Source organism: Phycicoccus sp. HDW14, assembly GCF_011383005.1.
In the GTDB taxonomy this organism is placed as follows: Bacteria; Actinomycetota; Actinomycetes; order Actinomycetales; family Dermatophilaceae; genus Phycicoccus.
Genome location: NZ_CP049935.1, coordinates 423206 through 440882, shown reverse-complemented (window position 1 = coordinate 440882; position 17677 = coordinate 423206). Strand labels below are relative to the sequence as shown.

16 protein-coding genes and 1 pseudogene are annotated in these 17677 nt (G+C 73.6%); 7 read left to right on the top strand and 10 right to left on the bottom strand.

Features of this window, described 5'->3' with window-relative positions; translation table 11 throughout:
- Position 1: 1 nt before the first annotated feature.
- The 3 genes and pseudogenes from G7075_RS02235 to G7075_RS20625 all read right to left on the bottom strand — a co-directional run.
- The gene (locus G7075_RS02235; RefSeq protein WP_240917828.1) at positions 2-2623 is read right to left on the bottom strand and encodes an ATP-dependent helicase; all 2622 of its coding nucleotides are present in this window, start codon (positions 2621-2623) and stop codon (positions 2-4) included.
- Positions 2620-3357, bottom strand: a complete 738-nt coding sequence (locus tag G7075_RS20630; RefSeq protein WP_240917827.1) for a PD-(D/E)XK nuclease family protein — start codon at positions 3355-3357, stop codon at positions 2620-2622. Before G7075_RS20630 ends, G7075_RS02235 begins: the two co-directional genes overlap by 4 nt.
- A 353-nt stretch (positions 3358-3710) precedes the next feature.
- A pseudogene (locus tag G7075_RS20625) lies at positions 3711-5633 on the bottom strand (UvrD-helicase domain-containing protein); the annotation flags it as partial.
- A gap of 218 nt (positions 5634-5851) precedes the next feature.
- Here G7075_RS20625 and G7075_RS02225 point away from each other — a divergent pair.
- Positions 5852-6196 carry a hypothetical protein gene (locus tag G7075_RS02225; protein ID WP_166118478.1) on the top strand — a complete coding sequence of 115 codons (345 nt, stop codon included), beginning with the start codon at positions 5852-5854 and terminating at the stop codon, positions 6194-6196.
- Positions 6197-6305: 109 nt separating this feature from the next.
- Here G7075_RS02225 and G7075_RS02220 read toward each other — a convergent pair whose 3' ends face one another.
- Positions 6306-6782 carry a hypothetical protein gene (locus G7075_RS02220; RefSeq protein ID WP_166118476.1) on the bottom strand — a complete coding sequence of 159 codons (477 nt, stop codon included), beginning with the start codon at positions 6780-6782 and terminating at the stop codon, positions 6306-6308.
- A gap of 18 nt (positions 6783-6800) precedes the next feature.
- Here G7075_RS02220 and G7075_RS21920 point away from each other — a divergent pair, with 18 nt between their 5' ends.
- Together G7075_RS21920 and G7075_RS02215 are read left to right on the top strand one after the other, a co-directional pair.
- The gene (locus G7075_RS21920; protein WP_256378053.1) at positions 6801-6935 is read left to right on the top strand and encodes a hypothetical protein; all 135 of its coding nucleotides are present in this window, start codon (positions 6801-6803) and stop codon (positions 6933-6935) included.
- Positions 6936-7144: 209 nt separating this feature from the next.
- Entirely contained in the window at positions 7145-7504 is a 360-nt protein-coding gene (locus G7075_RS02215; RefSeq protein ID WP_166118474.1) for a hypothetical protein, read from the top strand.
- 655 nt (positions 7505-8159) lie between these two features.
- On the opposite strand, the gene G7075_RS02210 is transcribed toward G7075_RS02215, so the two are convergent.
- The 3 genes from G7075_RS02210 to moeB form a co-directional block, all read right to left on the bottom strand.
- Positions 8160-9818, bottom strand: coding sequence for a DUF222 domain-containing protein (locus G7075_RS02210; RefSeq protein ID WP_166118472.1), 1659 nt, complete (start codon positions 9816-9818; stop codon positions 8160-8162).
- Between the two features lie 95 nt (positions 9819-9913).
- Positions 9914-10345 (bottom strand): DUF1810 domain-containing protein, encoded by a 432-nt coding sequence (locus tag G7075_RS02205; RefSeq protein ID WP_166118469.1) that lies wholly within the window; start codon positions 10343-10345, stop codon positions 9914-9916.
- Between the two features lie 12 nt (positions 10346-10357).
- On the bottom strand, positions 10358-11539 hold the full coding sequence (moeB, locus tag G7075_RS02200) for a molybdopterin-synthase adenylyltransferase MoeB (protein ID WP_166118467.1): 1182 nt from the start codon (positions 11537-11539) through the stop codon (positions 10358-10360).
- 91 nt (positions 11540-11630) lie between these two features.
- Between moeB and G7075_RS02195 the strand changes: the two genes are divergently transcribed.
- From G7075_RS02195 to G7075_RS02185, 3 genes are all read left to right on the top strand, one after another.
- Positions 11631-12254, top strand: a complete 624-nt coding sequence (locus G7075_RS02195; protein WP_166118465.1) for a TetR/AcrR family transcriptional regulator — start codon at positions 11631-11633, stop codon at positions 12252-12254.
- Positions 12255-12392: 138 nt separating this feature from the next.
- Positions 12393-12623 carry a DUF3107 domain-containing protein gene (locus tag G7075_RS02190; protein WP_166118463.1) on the top strand — a complete coding sequence of 77 codons (231 nt, stop codon included), beginning with the start codon at positions 12393-12395 and terminating at the stop codon, positions 12621-12623.
- Between the two features lie 167 nt (positions 12624-12790).
- Positions 12791-13066 (top strand): GlsB/YeaQ/YmgE family stress response membrane protein, encoded by a 276-nt coding sequence (locus G7075_RS02185; RefSeq protein WP_166118461.1) that lies wholly within the window; start codon positions 12791-12793, stop codon positions 13064-13066.
- 92 nt (positions 13067-13158) lie between these two features.
- Here the strand turns inward: G7075_RS02185 and G7075_RS02180 are convergent, their stop codons facing one another.
- Positions 13159-13827, bottom strand: a complete 669-nt coding sequence (locus G7075_RS02180) for a ferritin-like fold-containing protein (protein ID WP_166118459.1) — start codon at positions 13825-13827, stop codon at positions 13159-13161.
- A gap of 189 nt (positions 13828-14016) precedes the next feature.
- Between G7075_RS02180 and G7075_RS02175 the strand changes: the two genes are divergently transcribed.
- A complete protein-coding gene (locus tag G7075_RS02175; RefSeq protein ID WP_166118457.1) occupies positions 14017-15633 on the top strand; it encodes a DEAD/DEAH box helicase in 1617 nt (538 codons plus the stop codon).
- 76 nt (positions 15634-15709) lie between these two features.
- Here the strand turns inward: G7075_RS02175 and G7075_RS02170 are convergent, their stop codons facing one another.
- Together G7075_RS02170 and G7075_RS02165 are read right to left on the bottom strand one after the other, a co-directional pair.
- The gene (locus tag G7075_RS02170; RefSeq protein ID WP_166118455.1) at positions 15710-16762 is read right to left on the bottom strand and encodes an NAD(P)-dependent alcohol dehydrogenase; all 1053 of its coding nucleotides are present in this window, start codon (positions 16760-16762) and stop codon (positions 15710-15712) included.
- 91 nt (positions 16763-16853) lie between these two features.
- Entirely contained in the window at positions 16854-17627 is a 774-nt protein-coding gene (locus G7075_RS02165) for a ParA family protein (protein WP_166118453.1), read from the bottom strand.
- Positions 17628-17677 lie beyond the last annotated feature (50 nt).

The window sequence follows — 17677 nt, the reverse complement described above, 5'->3', positions numbered from 1 at the left end:
GTCACCTCGGCGTCCCACGGCCCCGGCGCACCCTCGGCGGCAGGTTCAGCGGAAGGAGCGGCGGCGGCCTCGGCCACGACCCGGGCGGGTGCGAGCAGCCGCTCGCGCCGCTCGAGGTGGTCGGGGGTGGGCCACGGGACGGCGGCGGTCTCGGCCGTCCGGGGTTCTGGGGCGCGCCCTCCTCGACGGGCGGCAGGTCGACCCACGGCCCCGGCGCGACACCGGCACCGGCCCGCACCTCCTCGAGGAAGCGGGAGGTGATGCGCGGGGTCGAGGCCGACCCCCACACGTGGGCGGTGAGCAGCAGGTCGGTGCGGGCCCGGGTCGTCGCCACGTAGGCCAGCCGGCGCTCCTCGGCGACCCCGTGCTCGGCCACGGCCCGGGTGAAGCGTTCGTGCGCCTCCTGCACCGAGTCCCAGTCGTGGGGGTCGCCCCAGCCGAAGCGCGGGAGGCCGGCGCGGTCGCCGCGCAGGTCGTAGGGCAGCGTCGCCAGGCCGACGAGCCATCCCTTGTCGTTCGGTTCGGCGTGGCCCCAGCCGTCGCCGACGACCTTGCCCTGCGTCGCCGAGTGCGCCGGGAACGAGGACTCCACGAGCCCCGGCACGGCGACGACGTCCCACTCCAGCCCCTTGGCCGCGTGCACGGTCATCACCTGCACGGCGTCGGGGCGGGCCTCGACCCAGCCGAGGTCGAGCCCGCGCTCCTCGTCGACCGCCGCCTCGAGCCAGGCGAGGAAGCCGCCGAGGGAGGCGCGGTCGGCGCTGGCCCCGAAGGTGCCGGCGACGTCGGCGAAGGCGTCGAGGTGGGCCCGGGCGGCACCGGGGCTGTACCCGGGGCGCGCGAGGACCTCGATGTCGAGCCCGAGCGCGACCTCCGCCTCGGCGACGAGCTCCGGGAGCCCGAGGCCGGTGAGCGAGCGCAGCCGGCGGACCGCCCGACCCAGCCCCTCGAGGCGGGTCAGCGCGACCGGCGAGAGGCGCTGGCCCTCGTCGCCGACCCAGGCGGCCGGCGGCAGGTCGTCGAGGGCCTCGACGATGCTCGCCCGCTCGCTGGCGTCCGGCGCGAGGTCGGCGCCGCGCCCGGGACGGCGGATGTTCTGCCGCACGCGCGACCACTCCCCCAGCCCGTCGAGGTCGGCGGCCCCGAGCCGGCACGACGGCCCGGTGAGCAGGCGCATCAGCCGGTCGCCACGGGTGGGGTCCTGGACGACGTGGAGGAGGGCGACGAGGTCGGCGACCTCGGGGGTGTGCAGCAGCCCGCCGAGGCCGACGACCTCGAACGGCACGCCCGCCGCCTCGAGCGCGTCGACGACGGGGTCGAACTGGGAACGCTTGCGGCACAGCACCGCTGCCGTCGAGCGCCCGGGCCGGGCCATCCGGCGCGTGACCCAGTCGACGACGTGGCGGGCCTCGTCCTCCAGCGTGGGGAGGCGCGCGACCGAGACGTGCCCCGGGCCGGCGCCGACCCGCTCGGTGAGCTCGCGGACCTCGACGCGCGAGGTGGCGGCCAGCGGCCCGGCCACGACGTTGGCCGCGGCGAGGACGGCGCGGTCGTTGCGCCAGCTCGTGGAGAGGTGCAGGACCCGGGCGGGCTCGGGGTCGCGGAAGTCGGTGCGGAAGCGGTCGAGCGTGGTGGACGAGGCGCCCCGCCATCCGTAGATCGACTGGTGCGGGTCACCGACGGCGGTGACCGGGACCGGTTCGCCCTCGGCGACGAAGAGCGCGCGCAGCAGCTGCAGCTGGGCCTCGGAGGTGTCCTGGAACTCGTCGAGGAAGACGGCCCGGAAGCGCTGCCGCTCGGCCGAGCCCACCTGCGGCACGGTCGTGGCGAGCCGGGCGGCGAGGGCCATCTGGTCGGCGAAGTCCATCGCGTCGCGCGACCGCTTGAGCCGGTGGTAGGCCTCGACGAGGGGGACGACGGCGGCCCGCTGGCGCAGCACGCCCACGGTCTCGCGCATCGGGTTCGCGCGCTTGCGGGAGCCGTCCGGCTTCGTGAGGGCCTCGAGGGCGCCGACGACCTCGGCGAGGTGCTCGGCGACCCGCCCGGGCTCGACGAGGTGCTCGGCCATCTCGCCGGCGAGGTCGACGACGGCCGTGGTGACCGTGGACTCGGCCTTGTCGACCTCGTCCATCGGCCCGTCCCAGGCGACGACGGCCTCGTGCGCGAACTGCCACGCCGCGGCCTCGGTGAGCAGCCGGCTCTCGGGCTCGACCCCGAGCCGCAGGCCGTGCTCGCGCACGATGCGCCCCGCGTACGCGTGGTAGGTCGAGACCGTGGGGGTGTCGTCGAGGACCGCGGCCCCGTCCTCGGCGGTGGGGGTCCACAGGCCCGTCTCGCGGAGGGTGGCCAGCCGGGCCGCGAGCCGCTCGGAGAGCTCGCCGGCGGCCTTGCGCGTGAAGGTCAGCCCGAGCACCTCGTCGGGGCGCACGAGCCCGTTGGCGACGAGCCAGACGACGCGCGCGGCCATCGTCTCGGTCTTGCCGGAGCCTGCGCCGGCGACGACGAGGAGCGGGCTGAGGGGGGCCTCGATGACGGCCGCCTGCTCGGGGGTCGGCGCGTACGGCTGACCGAGGGCGCGGGCCAGGTCGACGGCCGACCAGCGGTGTGCGGCAACGGTGCTCACAGTCGTCTCCCCTCCGGCTGGGCAGGGCAGGAGTCCTTGACCTGGCAGGTGCCGCAGACCTCGCGCGCCGGCAGGGCGGTGAAGGTGGCTGCTGCCATCCCCTCCGCGGTGCGCTCGAGGAGCTCGCGGGCCCACCCGGGGTCGACGGGGTCGTCGGCGAGGGGGATCTGGACCTGGAGGGTGGTGGTCTTGTTGGCGGCCCTCCCGAGCTGGAGGAGGGCGGCGCCGCCGGAGCCCGTGCCGTGCTCGGCGAAGGCGCCGGCCTCGACCGCGAGCTGGTAGGCCCCGAGCTGGCCGTGCCGGGCGAGGTCGTCCTTGGTCGGCTTGCGCGAGCCGGTCTTGAGGTCGACGACCCGGACCGCGCCGCTCGGGCCGACCTCGACGCGGTCGACGGTGCCGCCGACGACGGCCCGGCCGAGCGCGACGCGCATCGCCTGCTCGGAGGCCGCTCGACGCCAGCCGCCGGCGTCGGCCTCGCGGTGGTAGGTGGCCAGCCGGTCGGTCATCGCGGTGGCCCGGGCCAGGTCTCGGCGGGAGAGCCATCCCGGCGGCAACCCGAGCCTGCCCCAACGGCGTTCGAGCTCGGCCGCGTACGAGGCGGCGTCGGTGTCGCCGAGGTCGTGGGCGATCTCGTGCACGAGCGTGCCGATGTCCTGGGCGCCCATCGACGGTCCGTCGCCGCCGCTGGCCCGCAGCACCCACTGGAGGCCGCACTGGCCGAAGCGGTCGACCATCGACGGCGAGACCCGCACGGGCGCCTCGGGCGCGCGGCGGGGGCGGTCGTCGGTGGTGGCGCGCAGGGCCCACCACTGGGCCGGGTCGGCGCCGGCGACGCCGTCGCGGGCCAGCCGGGCGAGCGTCGTGACGGCGGCCCCGCGCTGGGAGGGGTCGGGGTGCAGGAGGGTGCGGCGCAGCTCGCCGACGAGCCCGGGAGGGTCATCGGCCGCGGCACGTCGGTGAAGGGGCGGGCGTCGGGCCGGGGGTCGACGACGTCGAGGTACGGCGAGGGCTGCTCGTCCTCGCTGCGCACCGCGGTGACGACGAGCCGCTGCCGGGCCCGGCTGACGGCGACGTGGAAGAGCCGGGTCTCGTCGTGCCGCACGACCGCCCGGGCGGCCCGGGCCGAGGTGTCACGCCCGAGCACGGCGTCGACGAGGTCGGCCGAGCCGAGCAGTGACCCGCGCAGCCGGAGATCGGGCCAGACCCCTTCCTGCACACCGGAGACGACGACGAGGTCCCACTCGAGGCCGGCGGCCGCGGCGGGCGTCAGGAGGGCGACCGACTCGCCCCGGGCCGACCGGGCGCCGAGGGTGTCGCCGGCGACGTCCTGACAGAGCAGGTGCTCGAGGAACGCGGCGGGGGTCGAGCCGGGCAGCCGGTCGACGTACCGTGCGGCCGCCTCGAACAACCCGAGCACGGCGTCGAGGTCGCGGTCGGCACGGGCACCGGCCGGCCCGCCGGCCAGGGCCGACTCGCGCCAGGGGGCGGCGAGGCCGGCGGCGCTCCACATCGCCCAGAGCACCTCCTCGACGCCGTCGCCGTCGCGCAGCCCCTCGACGGCGGCGGCGAGGACGCGGTGGACCCGGCGCGCGGGCGTCGCCTCGGGGCCGACGTGGTCGAGGGCGGCCGGGGTGAGCACGGCCTCGGCGAGCAGGACGTCGCTGGGCCGGCCTCCGCCGGAGTCGAGCTCGAGCCGGCGCAGCGACCGGCGCAGTCGGCGCAGACCGACCGCGTCGGCACCGCCGAGGGGCGAGGTGAGGGCGTCGACGACGACGTCGGGGTCGAGGTCCTCGGCGCCGGCCTGCACCTCGAGGGCGCACCCGAGGAGGGCGAGCAGCGGACGGACGGCGACCTCGTCGCGGACGGGCAGGTCGGCGACGGCGGTGTCGAGCGGGACCCCGGCCGAGCGCAGCGACCGCCGCAGGGTGGCGGTGCGCGACCCCCCGCGGACGAGGACGGCCATCCGCGACCACGGGACGCCGTGCAGCAGGTGGGCCTCGCGCAGCAGGCCGGCGACGAACGCACCCTCCTGGGCGGCGGTGCGCAGCAGGTGTGCCTCGACCGGGGCGGGCTGTGCCCGGTCGGAGCCGCCGACCGGGTCGGGGGCGCGGTGGGCGGCTCCGCCGACGACGCCGATGTGCTCGACGACCCGGCGAGTGGCCTCCGACACCGTTCCGGCACAGCGGTACCCGGTGCGCAGGACGTGGGTGGGGGCATCAGGCCAAGCCGTGACGAACAGGCGCGGGTCGGCGCCACGAAAGGTCTGCGTGGCGGCGTCGGGGTCGCCGGTGAGGACGAGGGGGGCGCCGGTGCCGGACGTGACGACCTCGAGGAGGCGGCGGGCGGCGGGCGTCAGCTCCTGGGCGTCGTCGACGACGACGAGCCGCAGCCGGGCGCGCAGCCGGTCGAGCGCCTCGTCGTCCGTCTCGAGCAGGTCGGCGGCGGCGGTGAGGATGGCGGCGGGGTCGAAGGCGCCCGGCGCCCCGAGGGCGGTGACGTCCTCGTACTCGCGCAGGACGGCGGCGCCGGCGACCCACTCGGGCCGGTCGTGCGCGGCGGCGAGGGCCTCGAGGTCGGCGGGGGTCAGGCCGAGCTCGAGGGCGCGCATCAGCAGGTCGCGCAGCTCGGCGCGGAACCCCCGGGTCGGGAGGGCGAGCCGCACGGACTCCGGCCAGGGCGGCGCCGGGGTGTCACCCGCGGCGTGCCCGGCGAGGAGCTCTCGGAGGATGACGTCCTGCTCGGGCCCGCTGAGCAGCCGTGGGGTGTCGCCGCCCTCGAGCGCCGCGGCCTCGCGCAGCAGCCCGAAGCCGACGGACTGATGGGTGCGGGCCAGCGGGGTGGTCGTCGTCCCGCCGAGACGCACCGTGACGAGGTCGCGCAGGCGGGCGGCGGCCAGCCGGGTGGGCGCGAGGAGGAGGCAGCCGTCGGCCGGCGCGCCGTCGTGCGTCACCGCCCGGACCACCCGCTCGACGGCCACCGTGCTGGTGCCCGTGCCGGGGGCGCCGAGCACCCGCACGACCGGCGCCTGCGCGTCGACGGCCGCCTGCTGGGCCGCGTCGAGGTGCGGGGCCGCCGCCGAACCGGGCGCGGGACGACGGAGGACGAGCACGCCGCGATTCCACCACGTCGAGGTGACACCCGGGCCCACGACCCCGCCGCCTCGCTCGACACGCGCGAGTCGATGTGGGGATGCTGGCCTTCGTGAGGAGCCGGCGACGATGGGTGGCGGTGGTCGCACCGCTGCTGCTCCTCGCCCTCGCCGTGCTGTGGTGGCTCGAGCTGCGCCGTGGCGAACCGACCCCCGTGACGTCGTTCGCCGTCGACGGGTCCCGGGTCGACGTCACCTACACGGGAAGCGACTGCCAGGACGGGTCGCGGCTCGAGGTCACGGAGGAGGCGACCCGGGTGGTGCTCACCGTCCGGGCGTGGGAGTTCCCGACCGGGTGCAACGACATGGGCGTCACCTACCGCGTCTCCGCCACCCTGGATGAGCCCCTCGGCACCCGCGAGGTCGTCGACGGCGCCTGTTTCGACGATCGGGTCGGCGGCTACCCCGCGTGCTCCGCACCCTGACGTCGGCGCCCAGTCCGCGAGCAAACGGGTGGAAGTGGGTGCGGTCAGCCGGCGCCGTCACTCGGGGCTGGTCGCGTCGGCGGAGGACATGTCCCCTTCGTAGCGGACTCTACGGGTTCCACGCGCGGTCGACCATTCGCCAGAGGTCGTTGTCCTCTGACGGTAGGTCCGTCGCCAAGAGGGCGCTGAGCAGCCGCGCAAGACAACCGAAGACGTGAGGGGAAGAGCCGAGCGAGCCGTGGGCGGCCGTGGTGATCAGAACGGGCTGGAGCTGCGCGCCCAGTGCAGCCATGATGGCTGGCTCGTAGCCCTGCTCCAGTCCCCAGCGCACGTCGTCACTCGCCCCGGCCAACGAATCGCGAAACGTGGCTCCCGATTCTGCAACTCGGATCGAGGACGCCTGCGCGCGTGTGCCGCCGAGGAGGCCGTACGAGGATGGGTGCCCGACCCGGCCAGCCCACTCGCCGTGCAGCCATCCGGGTCTACGTGACCCATCGGGTGTACCGACGCCGCGAACCACTCGCAGGCGCGTCTGTGGTCCCTGCCGCTCGACGAGTCGGGTCGTCGGCTCGTCGAGCGCGTTCACTGTCGCATCCTCTCGAACGTGAGCACCTCGTGGCCAGCCGAACAGGATCTCTTCGAAGACGGTGAACGTGACTTCATCGATTGCCGGCGCCTGACGGTCCAGCGCGACCCGGAGTCTCAGCAGCGCGTCTTCGTGCGGATCCTGAAGCAGTAGGTCAAGCAGGTATTTGGGGCAACTATCGCAACGCGCACGTCGCGGCACGACCGTGCGTGTCGGCAGTCTTCAGGGAGCGACATCACCACCGCTGTCGTCGGATACTCATGCCCATGCGCTCCGGAGTCGTCTTTGCCCTCAGCTTGGCGCTCGCCGCTCAGGGGCTCTCGGGTTGCAGTAGTGACGCAGACCCGACCCCGCATCCTCAGGTGACCGCAATCGACTCCCCGGTACGGCTCGTAGGTCCAGACGACGCGGACCTGGTCCTCTACGTCAGCAACCAGTCCTTCGAGGATGACAACGTCCGCCTGAAGCTGGCCGTAGACGGCGTCACGGTGGTCGACGGTGACTTCCCCGTCAAAGGGCAGCACAACTGGATCCGCTTCCCACTCAGTCTCTCGTCCGGCAGCCACGACCTGACCGCGGAGTCCGACACCGGAGCCACCTTGAGAGAGTCGTTCCAGGTACCGGGCGACGAAGCGCGTTACGCGGTCGTCAACTACTGGGCCGACGACGAGCCGCCCAAGCTCGAATGGCACTTCCAAACTGACCCGGTCTACTTCAGCTGACGCCCTTGGCCAGGCCCACCAACTCTGCCGTTGCAGGAGACACACAACGCGGGCGGAAGCTCTCCCTGCGAAACCACCGAAACCCGTCGGTCGCGCTTGCTCGGTTAGTAGAGTCGCCGGCCTTGGGTGGTCATCGGGCTTGGGGAGGGCACGTGGATACGGGTTGGTCGGTCGTTGAGGAGATTCGCCTGGAGTGTCGCGACCGAGGGGTGCAGCTACCGGATGGTGCAACGGAGGAGGACCTGGAAGCTCATCGGCGGGTCTTCCCGCAGCCTGCTGCTGACCGGGTGCGGTTGCTCCTGAGGGAGTTCGATGGCACGGGTCTTCCCTATGTGTTGCAGCCGTCGGACAGGTTGTTGGCGGCACGGGAGGCAGTGCGCCGGCACGACCAGATGGTCGAGGTGTCTCTCAGCATCTGGGGGAGGTGGTCGTTGCTGAGGTGGACGAGGATGAGGCGGGCGACTCCGCGTCGGTCTACTCGCGTCTATGGATGCCGGTGACTACGAACGACTGTGGCGACATGTGGTTCGCCGACCTGCGTCAGGGCTCTGGCCAAGGCCGACTCTTCCGATGGTTTCGCGATGGAGGGGCCGTGCACGACTCGGACGATTGGCGGGACATCGGAGCACTCGTGGACCGGAGGTTGTAGGCCGCATCATCCGCAGAGCGACATAAGCGATGGACACTCGGCGGATCCAGCGGCCGGGGAAACCGGCGCCCTGACCCCGGTTTGTCCGAATGCTTCTGGTGCTCCCCGCACGAAGGGCGGCAGACGGCTCTCGATGTGCGGGGATGACGACCGTCTGCCACCCTTCGGGCAGACATCCTCAATTCGGCGGATGCGGATGGATCGGTGAGGCGCCGGCGTACTCAGACGGCGAGGCGGTGCTGGGGTTCGGTGGTGCGGGTGCGGCCGTTGGGGCCGTGCCAGGTGATGGTGCCGTCGGGGGACAGGTCCGGGCGCCAGCGCTGCTGTTGCTTGAAGCGGTGGTGGCGTCGGCAGAGGCAGTGCAGGCAGGTCGGGGTGGTGGCGCCGTCCGGCCAGGGATGGACGTGGTCGAGGTCGCAGGCGACGGCGGGTCGCGAGCAGCCCCACATCCGGCAGGTCCCGTCCCTCGTCTTGACGAAGTCGGCGATGGCCTTCGGGGCCGGTAGGCCCCGTGGTCAGGGAGGCCAGCGTGCCGGTGTCTGCCTCGAGTACGGCTCGGGCGACGTCCAGCGGGAGGAGCTTGAGGAGGTTCGCGAGGGTGGCGGGCTCGACCCAGCCGAGGTTCGGCAAGTGGGTCCCGGAGACGGCGAACCCGGGCGACACCTCGGCCAACACCACGGCCCGGTCGCTGGGGTCGAACTCTGGCTCGGTGACCCAGGACAGGGCTTCACGGCTGGCGGGGTCGAGGTCGCCGTAGCGCACCTCTGCACCGGTGGTGGCGTCGATGATCGTCTCGTCGTCGTCCCACTCCACCCGGAACCGTTCCCCGGCAGCGGGTTCCGGTGCCGGACGGTCGGTGACGACGGGCACGCCGAGGGTGACCTGCGCGGACACGGTCACGTTCCGCAGCACCAGATCGGTCAGGGCGTCAGCGCACGACTCCCGCACTGTCAGCGTGTCGTCGACCGCTCGGTACTCACCGGCCAGCTTCTCGACGGCCGACCACATCGCCGCACTCGTCGCCGTGGGGAGGGAGGCGAACCAGTCGGTCAGCCCGTCCTCCCCGGGCCGGACCTCCACGCACCGACCCCGCTTCCGCAGAGCCATGTGCGCAGCCACCTGGTCGGCAGCCACCCGGGTCGCCACCCGACGCGCTTCCGACATCACCCGGGCCGGGTCCATCACCGGCAGCCGGGGCGCGAGCTCGGCATCCACCCGCGCACACGCCTCGACGTCCAGCCCGGCGCAGGCGTCGACGACCTTCTGGGCGGTGATCGTGCCGACCGACCCCGCCACCAGCAGGTCACGCGTGGCGGGAAAGCGCTCACCCAGGACGGCACCCAAGGTCACCTTCCGGCCGGCGACGCCCTCGGTCAGGCCCGCCTCCAGGCAGAACATCGACGCGGCCATCTGGTCGACGTACCCCACCGGGTGCACCCGCTCCACCGGACCATCGCCCGAGAGCCGCAGCTCCACCCGAGCCCCCACAGACGACGCCACCGCGACCAGACCATCAGCAGCGTTCGCCAACCCCTGCGCCTCACCCGCGAGGGCGAAGGCATCCTCCGGCGCCAAGCCATGACCCCCGTCGACCAGCTCACGACCCAGCCGCGCGCACTCCTCACGCAGTGCCGCGATGCGGCTCGAGATCGTCCCCCTGTCCATGCCTCATCCTACCCCGAACCACCCACTTCGGGAAGGCCTGTCCACACCCAATCATCCTCCAGCACAACCAACTTGAGTCAGAGCTCGACGCAAGTTCACGACCCCAGGAGAGCCAGCGTAGCCGGGTCCTCTCCACCCCCGAAGTACCCGCCGAGCACCGCCCGGAAGACCTCGTCGGCACCCTCCCCCGCGGCCCGCGCGAACAGCGTCATGGACGACTGCAGCTTCATGGCGTCGATGCCCCCGAGCACGGCCACCGGGTCCGACCCCGGAAGAGCCAACAGCGCCTCGCAGCACTCCACCAGCCGCGGCCCGAGCACCGCATCGGCCAGGTACGCACGCGCCTCCGCCAGCCCGTCGACACCGTAGAACACGGCTGTCGGGCTCTGCCCCAGCCCGGCCACCTGGGGGAACACGAACCACATCCAGTGCGACCGCTTCTGCCCGGTCCGCAGCTCGGCGAGCGCAGCCGCGTACGTCCCGCCCGAGTCCTGGGCCTCCACGAAGCGCGACACGTCGACAGGCATCCGGCGAACCCCTCAGTACCCCGGCACCGACGGGTCGACGTCCCGCGACCACGCCAGCACCCCACCCAGCACGTCCACCGCGTCGACCCCCCGGGCCCGGAGCAGGTCGACGGCCTCGGCCGAGCGTCCGCCGGACTTGCAGTGCACGTACACCCTTCCCGCAGAACCCGGTACGTCGACCCCCGCTCGTACCCGCCCGACCGGGAGCAGCACCGACCCGGGGATGGCCGCGACGTCGCGCTCCCCCGGCTCGCGCACGTCGAGCAGCGTGAACGACTCGCCACCCTCCGCGCGGCCACGCAGCAGCCGCGACAGCTCGACGACGTCGACACCCGGCCGGTCACCCTCTGCCGCAACCGCTCCGCCATCACCGACGCGCTCCGTCGCCCAGCCCAGCGGGCGCGCCACCTCGGCCCCGGACCCGCACACCCGACAGGCAGGGTCCCGGCGCACCGGCACGGCGTCCCACGTCTGGGCCAGCGCGTCGTGCACCAGCAGCCGCCCGACGAGCACCTCCCCGACGCCCGTCACGAGCTTGACCGCCTCCGTGGCCATCACCGACCCCACCGACGCGCACACCGCCCCGAGCACCCCACCGACGGCGCACGACGGCACGGCATCGGGTGGAGGCATCGACGGGAACACGCACGCGTAGCAGGGCCCCTCCCCCGCCCACCAGACCGACACCTGCCCGTCGAAGCGGTACACCGACCCCCACACGTGCGGCACACCGAGCCGCGCACAGGCGTCTCCGACGAGGTAGCGGGTCGGGAAGTTGTCGGCGCCGTCGAGGACGAGGTCGTAGTCGGCCACCACCTCGAGGGCCGTCGCCGCGTCGAGCCGCGACCCGTGCCGCACCACGACCGTGTCGGGCGAGATCGCCGCCACCGCGTCCGCCGCCGAGTCGACCTTCGCGCGCCCCACGTCGGACACCCCGTGCACGACCTGGCGCTGGAGGTTGGTCGCCTCGACGACGTCGTCGTCGACCACACCGATGGTGCCGACGCCGGCCGCCGCGAGGTAGAGCAGCGCCGGCGACCCCAGGCCCCCGGCGCCGACCACGAGCACGCGGGCCGCCCGCAGCCGGCGCTGGCCGTCGAGGCCGAGGTCGGGCAGCAGCAGGTGGCGGGCGAAGCGGGTCCGCTCGGCGGCGGTGAGCTCCGGGCCCGGCGGCACCAGCGGGGGTCGCGCCATGTCCGCGAACCTAACACCGGGACGGGTCGCACCCCCGGCCGCGGGCTACCCGTCCGTAGGATGTCGAGCCACGCCACCCGCCGGAGGACCCATGACCAGCAGCACCACGACCGCCCGCAGCCCGCGGATGCCGCGCAGCGAGCGCCGCGCCCAGCTGCTCGACGCGGCCCAGGCCGTGTTCGTCCAGTCCGGCTACCACGCGGCGGCGATGGACGAGATCGCCGAGCGGGCAGGGGTGTCCAAGCCGGTGCTCTACCAGCACTTCCCCGGCAAGCTCGACCTCTACCTCGCCCTCCTCGACACCCACTGCGAGACCCTCGAGCAGCTCGTGCGCAGCGCCCTGGAGGCCACCGACGGCGACAACGAGCAGCGGGTGCGCGCCACCGTCGCCGCCTACTTCGACTTCGTCAGCCGCGAGGACGCCGCCTTCCGCATGGTCTTCGAGTCCGACCTCACGAGCGTCCCCCAGGTGCGGGCCCGCCTCGATGCCGTCGAGCTCACCTGCGCCGAGGCCATCAGCGAGGTCATCGCCGAGGACACCGGCGTCGACGACGAGCGTGCCCTGCTCCTCGGCTCCGCCCTCGCCGGGATGGCCCAGGTCGCCGCGCGGCACTGGCTGGCCCAGGACGGCGACATCCCCGAGGGCGAGGCGGCCCGCATCATCAGCCTGCTCGCGTGGCGGGGCCTCGGGTCCTTCCCCAAGGTCGGGGGCTGACCGGCCCGGCGGCTGACGCCCTCGGCGAACACGGCCCCCCGGCCGGAACAGCGACCCGGCGCCGGGAGTTAGCCTGAGCGCGAGATCCCACCCGAGCGCGGGCCCGACCCGCGACCGAACCCGAAAGGTGTGTGCCCCGTGGAGGTCACCATCGGCGTCCAGAACGTCGCCCGCGAGCTCACCGTCGAGACCGACGCCGACGCCACCGAGGTCGGCAAGGCCGTCGACGCCGCCCTGGCCTCCCCCGACGCCGTCCTGCGGCTCACCGACACCAAGGGCCGCACGATCCTGGTGCCCGGCCGCGCGGTGGGCTGGGTGCAGGTCGGCGAGTCCGAGAAGGGCAAGGTCGGGTTCGGCGCCGTCTCCTGACCCGGTCCGCGCGCTGACCTGCGGCGATGACCGCCGGTGACGCGGCCGTGTCGAATGTTTGACGAGGGTTCGTCGAGGGTCTAGCGTCGGTGCCGCACCGGGTCCCCCGGAGCCCGCCTCAGCGCGGACGGAGCACGTTCCGGGTCCCAGCCCGGGAAGGAGACACCGTGTCCATCATCGGTTCGATCATCGCCGGCATCATCATCGGCGTCCTGGCCCGCCTGGTCCTCCCGGGTCGGCAGAACATCAGCTTCCTCGTCACCGTGGTCCTCGGCATCCTCGGCGCCCTCATCGGCTGGCTCGTCGCCGGCTGGCTCGGGGTCCAGACGACGTCCGGACCCGACTGGCTCCGCTGGATCATCTCGATCATCGTCGCGGCGCTGCTCATCGTCGGCTACGAGCGCGTCATGGCCGGCCGCACGGTCGGCTCGCGCAAGGCCTGAGCACCCGCACCACCTGAGCACGCACGAGGCCCCCGCCACGCGGCGGGGGCCTCGTCGTGTGCCGAGCGCCCGGCGCCGGGGCGAACCGCGACCTACGAGTCCAGGCCCATCCGGGTCATCCGGCGCTGGTGGTTGTCGGTGAGCCGGGTGAACATCCGCCCGACGTCACCGAGGTCGGCGCCGCCGCCCACGAGCAGGGCGGCCATCGCGTCGCGCTCGACGGCCACGGCCTGGGCCTGCGAGAGCGCCTCGCCGAGCAGCCGCCGCCCCCACAGGGCGAGCCGGCCCGCCGTGGTGCGGTCGGTGCGGATGGTGTCGCGGACGATCTGCACGACGAAGTCGGCGTGGCCGGCGTCCTCGAGCGCCGCCTGCATGACGGCCTGGGTCGGCTCGTCGACGAAGGCGGTCATCTCGCGGTAGAAGTCCTTGGCGATGCCGTCGCCGACGTAGGCCTTGACCAGGCCCTCGAGCCAGCCGCGGGGTCGGGTTCTCTCGTGGAAGGCGGCGATGGGCGCCACGAACGGGGCCATGGCGGCTTCGGGGTCGATGCCCCGCCCGACCATGTGCTCGCTCAGCTGCTGGTAGTGCAGGTAGTCGGCGGTCGCGAGCGCCCCCATCTGCGACTTCAGCGACAGGGTCGGGGCGAGGTCGCAGTCGGCGGCCATCCGGATGAAGGCGGTGAGCTCTCCGTAGGCGAGGACCCCGAGCAGGTCGACGACGGCGGCGTCGTAGCCGGAGGCCTCCGACGGGTCCTGGTCCATGTCACCGGAGCCTAACGGTAGGATGGCGGGCGTTAACGGTGCCCGGTCGGCCCGCAGAACAGTGACCTTGCCGGGCGAGCGCGAGTCGTCGTCCCGACGCCGTGCCTCGTCCACGAAGACCTCCGATCGGCCCGCAGCCCCCTGCGCAGGTGCGCGCCGCGCGCGCCCGCCGATCGAAGAAGAGAGTCCATGACCGACGTCACCGACGCCCTCGGCACCGAGCCCACCACCGACGCTGCTGCCGAGGCGCCCGCCACCCCGGCCGCCCCCGAGCCGACCTTCGCCGACTTCCCCATCCACGCCGACATCGTCGCCGCGCTCGCCGAGCACAACATCACGAGCCCGTTCCCGATCCAGGCGATGACCCTGCCGGTCGCCCTCGGCGGGCACGACATCATCGGTCAGGCCAAGACGGGCACCGGCAAGACCCTCGGCTTCGGCATCCCGATCCTCAACCGCGTCGTGGCCCCCGGCGACGACGCCTTCGCGACGATGCACGCCCCCGGCAAGCCCCAGGCCCTCGCCGTCGCCCCGACCCGCGAGCTCGCGGTGCAGGTGTCCGGCGACCTCGAGCGGGCCGGAAAGAAGCGCGGCATCCGCGTGCTCACCGTCTACGGCGGCCGCGCCTACGAGCCCCAGATCGAGGCCCTGCGCAAGGGCGTCGAGGTCGTCGTCGGCACCCCCGGCCGGCTCATCGACCTCGCCCAGCAGGGGCACCTCGACCTCGGCAACGCGCGCATCGTCGTCCTCGACGAGGCCGACGAGATGCTCGACCTCGGCTTCCTGCCCGACGTCGAGAAGATCCTCGCGATGACCCCCGCCGGCCGCCAGACGATGCTCTTCTCGGCGACCATGCCGGGCGCCGTCGTCACCCTCGCCCGCCGCTACATGAACCAGCCGACGCACATCCGCGCGATGGGCGACGACCAGGAGAACGCGCACACGGTCAAGGCCGTGCGGCAGTTCGTCTACCGCGCGCACGCCATGGACAAGGTCGAGATGCTCGCCCGGATGCTCCAGGCCAAGGACCGCGGCCTGACCATCATCTTCAGCCGCACCAAGCGCACCGCAGCCAAGGTCGCCGACGACCTCACCGAGCGCGGGTTCGCGGCGGCCGCCATCCACGGCGACCTCGGGCAGGGCGCGCGCGAGCAGGCGCTGCGCGCGTTCCGCAACGGCAAGGTCGACGTCCTCGTCGCCACCGACGTCGCGGCCCGCGGCATCGACGTCGAGAACGTCACGCACGTCATCAACTACCAGTGCCCGGAGGACGAGAAGACCTACCTGCACCGCATCGGGCGCACGGCCCGGGCCGGCAACACCGGCACCGCGGTCACCTTCGTCGACTGGGACGACCTGCACCGCTGGGGCATGATCAACCGGGTCCTCGACCTCGGCATCCCCGAGCCGATGGAGACCTACTCCTCCTCGCCGCACTTCTACAGCGAGCTGTCCATCCCCGAGGGCGCCAAGGGCCGCCTCCCCCGCGCCCAGCGCACCCGCGAGGGCCTCGGCGCCGAGGTGCTCGAGGACCTCGGCGAGACCGGCAAGTCCGGCGGTCGCGGCCCGGGTCGCGGTGGTCGTGACGGCGGTGGCCGCGACGGCGGTCGCGGCGGTCAGGGTCGTGGCGGACGCGACGGCGGTCGGCGTGACGGCGACCGTGGCGGTCGTGACGGTGGGCGTGGCGAGCGTCCCGAGGGTCGCACCGAGACCCCCGCGGCCGAGGGCTCCGACCGCCCGCGCCGCAGCCGCAACCGTCGCCGCACGCGCGGCGGCAAGACCGCCGGCGAGGGTGCGCAGGGCTGAGCCCCGCACCTCCACACACGACGAGAGGGGCCGCATCCCGGGTGGGATGCGGCCCCTCTCGTCGTGGGGCGGCCCGTCAGCCGCCGGAGAGGGTGCTCGTGTCGATGACGGCGCGGTAGCGCACGTCACCGTCCACGACGCGGTCCCAGACCTCGTCGACGTCCGCGGCGTCCACGACCTCGATGGTCGCGGCGATGCCGTGCTCGGCACAGAAGTCGAGCATCTCCTGGGTCTCGGCGATGCCGCCGATCTGCGAGCCGGCCACGGCCTTGTTGCCGCCGATGAGCGAGCCCGGCGGGATCTCGTACGGAGCCGGCGGCAGGCCGACGTTGACGACGACGCCGGCCGGCTTGAGCAGCCGCACGTAGTCGGCGATCGGGATGTCGGCGCTCACCGTGTTGAGGATGATGTCGAAGGTGCCGCGGGCGGCCTTCATCGCGTCGGCGTCGGACGAGGCGATGTGCGCGCTCGAACCGAGCGACTTCGCGTCCTCGGCCTTGGCGTCGCTGCGCGAGATGGTCGTGACGGTCGCGCCCATGGCCGCGGCGATCTTGACGCCCATGTGCCCGAGGCCGCCGACCCCGACGATGGCGACGTTCTTGCCGGTGCCCGCGCCCCAGCGGTGCAGGGGCGAGTACGTGGTGATGCCGGCGCAGAGCAGCGGCGCGGCGACGTCGAGCTCCATGCCGTCGGGGATGCGCAGGACGAAGCGCTCGCTGACGACGACCTCCTGGGCGTAGCCGCCCATCGTCCACTCGCCGTCGTAGCCCTGCGCGTTGTACGTGCCGACGGACGGCCGGGTGCAGAACTGCTCCATGCCGTCCTTGCACGGCTCGCACTCGCCGCACGAGTCGACGAGGCAGCCGACGCCGACCCGGTCACCGACCGCGTGGCGGGTGACCTCGTCACCGACCTCGACGACGGTGCCGGCGATCTCGTGGCCGACGGTCAGCGGGAAGTGCGCCGGGCCCCACTCCTCGCGGACGGTGTGGATGTCGGAGTGGCAGATGCCGGCGAAGGCGATGGCGATGCGGATGTCGTCGGGGCGCAGGTCGCGGCGCTCGATGGTGCCCTGGTGGAAGCCGGAGGTCGCCGAGTCGGCGATCAGTGCGGGGGTGGTGGTGGTCATCCCCTCACGCTAGGACCGCGCGCGGCGCCGGGTCCAACCACGAGCGCTCCTTCGACGGTGAACACCCTCACCGCCCGGAGGGGAATACGGCTCAGAGCTGCTCGAGCAGGCTCGCCGCGACCTCCCGGTAGGCCCTGGCCCCCTTCGACGTGCGCGACGTCGCGAGGATCGAGCGGCCCACGGCCGGTGCCTCGGCGAAGCGCACCGTCCGCGGGATCGGCGGCGAGAGCACGGGCAGGCCGTACCGCTCCCCCACGTCGTCGAGGACCTCGCGGGCGTGCGTGCTGCGGCCGTCGTACAGCGTCGGGAGGATGCCGATGACCCGCAGCTTCTTGTTGAGGATCCGCTTGACGTCGGCGACGGTGTCGAGCAGCTGGCCGACCCCGCGGTGGCTGAGCATCTCGCACGGCATCGGGACGATGAGGCCCTGCGCGGCGGTCAGTGCGTTGAGGGTCAGCACGCCGAGGCTCGGCGAGCAGTCGAGGACGATGACGTCGTAGTCGCGCCGCACCGGGTCGAGGGCGGTCTGCAGCACGTACTCGCGCGCCGGCCGGCCGAGCAGCACGGCCTCGGCCCCGGCGAGCTCGATCGAGCTGGGCACGAGGTGCACACCGTCCTCGCACTCGTGGACCACGTCGGCGACCGGGGTCCCGCCGACGAGCACGTCGTGCACGGACGCCTCGACGGTGTCGGGGTCGATGCCGAGGCTGAAGGTGAGGCAGGCCTGCGGGTCGAGGTCGACGAGCAGGACCCGCTTGCCGGCCTCGGCGAAGGCCGCGCCGAGCGAGGCGACCGACGTCGTCTTGGCGACGCCGCCCTTCTGGTTGGCCAGGGCGATGATCGGGGCCTTGCGCGTGGGCGCCATCGAGCGAGCCTCTCGGTCGGGGATCGGGCCGGGTCGGGCGGGGTCGTCCG

What these genes read in the sequence shown, in the direction of transcription:
- G7075_RS02170 (WP_166118455.1), bottom strand. Translation starts at nt 16,762, where the DNA reads ATGACCACCACCACCCCCGCACTGATCGCCGACTCGGCGACCTCCGGC.
- G7075_RS02210 (WP_166118472.1), bottom strand. Translation starts at nt 9,818, where the DNA reads ATGGACAGGGGGACGATCTCGAGCCGCATCGCGGCACTGCGTGAGGAG.
- G7075_RS20630 (WP_240917827.1), bottom strand. Translation starts at nt 3,357, where the DNA reads ATGGTCGACCGCTTCGGCCAGTGCGGCCTCCAGTGGGTGCTGCGGGCC.
- G7075_RS02180 (WP_166118459.1), bottom strand. Translation starts at nt 13,827, where the DNA reads ATGGACCAGGACCCGTCGGAGGCCTCCGGCTACGACGCCGCCGTCGTC.
- G7075_RS02175 (WP_166118457.1), top strand. Translation starts at nt 14,017, where the DNA reads ATGACCGACGTCACCGACGCCCTCGGCACCGAGCCCACCACCGACGCT.
- G7075_RS02205 (WP_166118469.1), bottom strand. Translation starts at nt 10,345, where the DNA reads ATGCCTGTCGACGTGTCGCGCTTCGTGGAGGCCCAGGACTCGGGCGGG.
- G7075_RS02195 (WP_166118465.1), top strand. Translation starts at nt 11,631, where the DNA reads ATGACCAGCAGCACCACGACCGCCCGCAGCCCGCGGATGCCGCGCAGC.
- moeB (WP_166118467.1), bottom strand. Translation starts at nt 11,539, where the DNA reads ATGGCGCGACCCCCGCTGGTGCCGCCGGGCCCGGAGCTCACCGCCGCC.
- G7075_RS02165 (WP_166118453.1), bottom strand. Translation starts at nt 17,627, where the DNA reads ATGGCGCCCACGCGCAAGGCCCCGATCATCGCCCTGGCCAACCAGAAG.